The 3,134-nt window shown below is 64.0% G+C and carries 3 protein-coding genes; 2 read left to right on the forward strand and 1 reads right to left on the reverse strand.

All coding sequences use genetic code 11. The features are described from left to right. Positions 1 to 98: 98 nt before the first annotated feature. Positions 99 to 437: an ArsR/SmtB family transcription factor gene (locus tag IL54_RS03335; RefSeq protein WP_037473233.1), complete on the reverse strand. Its 339-nt coding sequence runs from the start codon at positions 435 to 437 to the stop codon at positions 99 to 101. Positions 438 to 727: 290 nt separating this feature from the next. Here IL54_RS03335 and IL54_RS03340 point away from each other — a divergent pair, with 290 nt between their 5' ends. Together IL54_RS03340 and folP are read left to right on the forward strand one after the other, a co-directional pair. After that, positions 728 to 1,870: a site-specific DNA-methyltransferase gene (locus tag IL54_RS03340; protein ID WP_037473235.1), complete on the forward strand. Its 1,143-nt coding sequence runs from the start codon at positions 728 to 730 to the stop codon at positions 1,868 to 1,870. Positions 1,871 to 2,002: 132 nt separating this feature from the next. Further along, positions 2,003 to 3,127: a dihydropteroate synthase gene (gene folP, locus IL54_RS03345; RefSeq protein ID WP_037473237.1), complete on the forward strand. Its 1,125-nt coding sequence runs from the start codon at positions 2,003 to 2,005 to the stop codon at positions 3,125 to 3,127. The last annotated feature ends 7 nt before the right edge of the window (positions 3,128 to 3,134 follow it).

Consider the following 3,134-nt stretch of genomic DNA (forward strand, 5'->3'; position numbering starts at 1 on the left):
AGCCGGGGTCCAGGAGCGGCAGGGGATGTGCCCAAAACCCTGGGCCCCGGCCTGCGCCGGCGAACTTAGAAGGGCAGTCGGCGGAGAAACTGGCGTTCCTAAGCCCCCATATCCTCCAGCGCGGTGAAGCGTTGCGACCAGAGCGCGCCATAGACCGCCATCCATTGCACCACGGGGGCGAGGCCCTTGGCGTGGGCGCTGTAGAAGGTTTCGCGTCCCGCCCTGCGCGCCGTCACGAGCCTGGCGCGTTTGAGCTTGCCCAAGTGGCGCGATACCATGGGTTGCGATACGCCCGCGATCGCGGTCAGCGCATGGACGCTCTGTTCGCCTTCGCGCACGAGATATTCGAGCAGCGCGCGGCGGGTGCCATCCGACAAGGCCTTGAACTGGGCGTCGATCGTCGCGCCGCGATTATCTTCCTGTAATCCAACTGTCATCGGCCAGTCATAACCATAGGGTTATCAATGGGTCAACCATTGTCGCCGATTTGGGCCGTCGCGCGCCGTTAACCAAAAAAACTTTGGGCGGGGATGGGCGTGAGTCTTTTGAGTCACACCGCCCTATCTTGAGTCCCGCGCGACTCGCCAGACTCCATATCTTGTGGTTCCCCGCTTCGTTCTCCCCGACATCTGCGTCGTTCGGTATGGGGCAGGCCAGGGTGCCGGGCTTGACGCCGGACTCCCAAGGACTCATCGCTGTTGTTCAAGACGAACGGGGGTTTTTACGCATGGGTCTCATGGAGCGGGTCGCACCGGCGCGACGGAAGAAGACGATCGCACCGATCGCGGTCGCAGCGGCCGAGATTGCGACCGATTGCCTGCTGCGCGGCGATTGCATCGCGCAGATGGCGGCGTTGCCCGACAATTGCATCGACATGATCTTTGCCGATCCGCCCTATAATCTGCAACTGGGTGGCGACCTGTTCCGGCCCGAAGGCGGCCGGGTCGATGCGGTCGACAATGACTGGGACAAGTTCGATACGCTGGGCGCCTATGACCGTTTCACCAAGGCATGGCTGAAACAGGCGCGCCGCATCCTGAAACCCAATGGCAGCATCTGGGTGATCGGCAGCTATCACAATATCTTCCGCGTCGGCACGGCGTTGCAGGATGAAGGCTTCTGGATCCTCAACGACATCATCTGGCGCAAGGCCAATCCGATGCCCAATTTCAAGGGCACGCGCTTTACCAATGCGCATGAGACGCTGATCTGGGCGAGCCAGGGTGAGGACGCCAAATATACGTTCAACTATAAGGCGATGAAGACGCTCAACGACGAGCTGCAGATGCGCTCCGACTGGGTGCTGCCGATCTGCGGCGGGCAGGAGCGGTTGAAGCGCAACGGGACCAAGGCGCATCCGACGCAGAAGCCGGAGTCTCTGCTCTATCGCGTGATGTTGTCCTGCACCAAGCCGGGCGATGTGGTGCTTGATCCTTTCTTTGGGACCGGCACCACCGGCGCGGTGGCCAAGCGGTTGGGGCGCAAATGGATCGGCATCGAGCGGGAGGAATCCTATATCGAGGTCGCGCTGGAGCGGATCGAGGCGGCGCTGCCATTGGATGAGTCTGCGCTTACCATCATGCAGAGCGCCCGGTCGCAGCCCAAGGTCGCGTTCGGGACGCTGGTCGAAACGGGCTATTTGAAGCCCGGCGCGGTGCTGACCGACGCCAAGCGGCGCTGGCAGGCGGTGGTGCGGGCCGACGGGTCGCTGGCGGTGGGGAGCGATACCGGGTCGATCCACAAGATCGGCGCGACGTTGCAGAATGCGCCGAGCTGCAATGGCTGGACTTTCTGGCATCATGAGGCCGAGGGCGGGTTGAAGCCGATCGATACGCTGCGTCAGACCTATTTGCTGGCGAACGAGCCTTAAAAGCTGCCATGACTACGCCGTCATCCTGACGAAAGTCAGGATCCATTGGCTCTGGCGTTGCACGTTTCTGCAGGGCTAGGCCAATGGATGCTGAAACAAGTTCAGCATGACGAAAGAGGGGAGTCCCGCTCGATGACATTGCCCGCCATTCCCGCCGATGCGCGCCTGTACCTGCGGCCGACATGGTTTGTGCCGTCGCCGATCGGCTTGCCGGACGGGTCGGTGGCGCGGATGGGGAATGGGCTGATCTGGTTTCAGGGCTATGAACTGAGCGCCTTTGCCGGACGCGACCGGGTGGCGCGGGTGACGGTGCCGGTGGCCGGTTTCGCCGATGCGATCGCCAGCTTGCCTGATGTCTTGGCGGAGCGGGCGCAGAGGTTGGCCGCCAATATCTCCGCGACCCGCGCGCCGCTTGTCCTTGGCGAACGCACCATCCGTTTCGATGCGCCGCAGGTGATGGCGATCCTGAACGTCACGCCCGACAGTTTTTCGGACGGCGGCAAGCATGTCGGCGATCCGCAGGCGGCGGCCGATGCGGGTTTCGCGATGGCGGCGGCGGGCGCGGCCTTGATCGACGTGGGGGGCGAATCCACCCGGCCGCGCGCCGACAAGGTGTGGGAAGGCGATGAGATCGCCCGCATCGCGCCGGTGATCGAGCGGCTGGCGGCGGCGGGCGTGCCGGTGTCGGTGGACACGCGCAAGGCGGCGGTGATGGAGGCGGCGCTGGCGGCGGGGGCCAAGATCGTCAATGATGTCAGCGCGCTGGCGCATGATCCGCGCAGTATGGAGGTCGTGGCCGGGGCGGGCTGCCCGGTCATCCTGATGCATGCGCCGTCGGCGGGCGATGATCCGCATGACAATCCTGCGGGCTATGGCGATGTCGTGGCGGATGTGTTCGATCATCTCGAAGGGCGGATCGCGGCCTGCCTCGATGCTGGCATCGCGCGCGATCGGATCATGGTTGATCCGGGGCTTGGCTTTGGCAAGTCGCTGGCCGACAATCTTGCGCTGGTGAATGGGCTGGCGACGTTTCAGGCGTTGGGTGTGCCATTGCTGTTTGCAGGCAGCCGCAAAAGGCTGATCGGCGCGCTGTCGAACGAAGCGCCCGCTGCCGACCGACTGGGTGGTTCCATCGCGCTGGCGTTCCGGGCGGCGCAGCTCGGTGCGCAGATGGTGCGGGTCCATGACGTGAAGGAAAGCGTCCAGGCCTTGCACCTGTGGCGGGGGTTGGCGGACGCCGGATTGAGCGCGATTTAGAGGAAGG

The sequence above is a fragment of the Sphingobium sp. ba1 genome (assembly GCF_000743655.1).
Taxonomy (GTDB): Bacteria; Pseudomonadota; Alphaproteobacteria; order Sphingomonadales; family Sphingomonadaceae; genus Sphingobium.

Coding starts and splice junctions, on each gene's coding strand:
- folP (WP_037473237.1), top strand. CDS start 2,003: ATGACATTGCCCGCCATTCCCGCCGATGCGCGCCTGTACCTGCGGCCG.
- IL54_RS03340 (WP_037473235.1), top strand. CDS start 728: ATGGGTCTCATGGAGCGGGTCGCACCGGCGCGACGGAAGAAGACGATC.
- IL54_RS03335 (WP_037473233.1), bottom strand. CDS start 437: ATGACAGTTGGATTACAGGAAGATAATCGCGGCGCGACGATCGACGCC.